Raw genomic sequence first — 686 nt, 5'->3', positions numbered from 1 at the left:
GGCGGCCCGGGTCGGGCAGGATCTGATCTTGCGCAGAACCTTCCAGTTCTTCAGCTCGGCGTTGACCCGCTCACCCGGCCCGCGTCGGCGGGCGTGTGCGGCGTTGACCTCCCTCTGGTTGCGCGACAGGCGCCGGTAGCGCCCGGTGTCCGGGTCGATGCGCCGACGCCGCTGCGGCACGGCCACCATCGGACCGGCGCCTTGGTAGGCGGTGTCGGCGACCGCGGGGATCTCATGCGCGGTCAGCGCCTCGATGATCCCGTGGTCGCGGGCGGCTCCCATGTCGTGCCGCGCGCCAGGCAGCGGTGGGGAGATCCACACCAGCCTGCCGACCGGGTCGGCGATGACCTGCACGTTCAGCCCGTGGGCCTTGTGCTTGCCGCTGTAGTAGGGGCGGTCTCGGCCGGACGCCATGCCGACCCGGTCGATCCGCAGCAGGCTGCCGTCGACGATCACGAACGCCTTGCGTGAGGCGACCTCGATCGCCTGCTCCAGCGTCGGGGCCATCGCCGCGAGCAGGGCGAGCGCTTCGCGCACGTAGCGGTAGACCGTTGACGTGCCGATCTCGAACCCGCAGGCCAGGTCGGCATAGGTCTCGCCCTTGCGCAGATAGGCCACCACCAGCAGGGCCTGGCGGCCGGCGGAGAGCTTGCGCCAGCGTGTAGCCCGCTGGTTGCGGTGCGCGC

General features: G+C 71.7%; 1 protein-coding gene. It reads right to left on the bottom strand.

What is annotated here, in order from left to right:
• Nucleotides 1–686: transposase family protein (locus ABD160_RS33240; protein ID WP_344030726.1), on the bottom strand; the 686-nt coding region annotated here is incomplete at both ends.

The sequence above is a fragment of the Pseudonocardia kongjuensis genome (assembly GCF_039526905.1).
GTDB lineage: Bacteria > Actinomycetota > Actinomycetes > Mycobacteriales > Pseudonocardiaceae > Pseudonocardia > Pseudonocardia kongjuensis.
Note: the sequence above shows the minus strand (reverse complement) of the source record. Positions and strands in the feature narration are given on the sequence as shown.